This window comes from uncultured Algibacter sp., assembly GCF_947487605.1.
GTDB lineage: Bacteria > Bacteroidota > Bacteroidia > Flavobacteriales > Flavobacteriaceae > Algibacter_D.
The window spans coordinates 1-1,142 of the sequence record NZ_CANKXK010000045.1; the positions used below are offsets into that span (position 1 = coordinate 1).

The window sequence follows — 1,142 nt, forward strand, 5'->3', positions numbered from 1 at the left end:
TAACAACGTGTATAAAAAATGCTTAAATTAGTGCCTAATTCATAGGAAAGTTCACTTTTGTTGCGTCCGATTTTCCTTCGGAAAATCCTCGCACACAAAACCGCACTTTCCATACACAAAAACGTTGTGGTTAATGCGAAAAACCAATGAAATTGAATGAACAAAACGATATTTGAAATTACCAAAATGGATTGCCCTTCCGAGGAAAATCTAATCCGAATGAAATTGGACGGTATTTCAAGTATTGCGAATTTGGACTTTGACATTCCGAACCGAAAACTGACCGTTTTTCACAGCGGAGAAATTGACCAAATCGAAAAGTCCGTTCTCGAACTGAATTTAGGCGGAAAGAAAATCTCGACTGAACAAACCGACCAAACGGAATTTAATGAAAACTCAAACCAGAAAAAACTACTCTGGACAGTACTCGGAATAAATTTCGCGTTTTTCATAATCGAAATGACTACTGGAATAATCTCAGAATCAATGGGATTAGTTGCTGACAGTTTGGATATGCTTGCCGACAGTTTCGTTTACGGGATTAGTTTGTTTGCAGTTGGTGGAACTTTAACGAGGAAAAAGCGGATTGCTAAACTTGCTGGATATTTTCAAATAATACTTGCGATTATTGGGTTTGTGGAAGTTTTAAGAAGATTTTTCGGAGACGAGAAACTTCCCGATTTTTCGACAATGATTATTGTTTCGATTTTTGCTCTTATTGCAAACGGAATTTGTCTTTACATTTTACAAAAGTCAAAAAGTAAGGAAGAGGCTCATATGAAAGCAAGTATGATTTTCACTTCAAATGATGTGATTATCAATTTAGGAGTAATTACAGCTGGACTTTTGGTAAACTGGTTGAGTTCAAGCAAACCTGATTTGATTATCGGAACAATCGTTTTTGCTTTTGTAATTCAAGGAGCATTTAGAATTTTAAAGTTGAGTAAATAAATAAAAAAACACTAACCACAACAATGGCTATAAGTAATTGCTCGTTCTCGCCTACTTCTGAGAATCCTCGCGGATTTTCAGTTTGGTGTGTACTTGCAAAGTTAAGTGCTAAACCACGCAACTTTCCATATACGTAACCGTTGGGTTTAATAAGCCCGACTTTTGGATCTTCCCAGGTTTATTGTAACAAT

General features: G+C 36.1%; 1 protein-coding gene. It reads left to right on the plus strand.

Annotated elements, in window-relative coordinates; all coding sequences use genetic code 11:
* Nucleotides 1-156: 156 nt before the first annotated feature.
* Nucleotides 157-951, plus strand: a complete 795-nt coding sequence (locus Q0739_RS14845; RefSeq protein ID WP_298239520.1) for a cation transporter — start codon at nucleotides 157-159, stop codon at nucleotides 949-951.
* Nucleotides 952-1,142 lie beyond the last annotated feature (191 nt).

Bases quoted from the DNA above. Each gene is read 5' to 3' on its own strand.
- Q0739_RS14845 (WP_298239520.1), top strand. From the start codon at position 157: ATGAACAAAACGATATTTGAAATTACCAAAATGGATTGCCCTTCCGAG.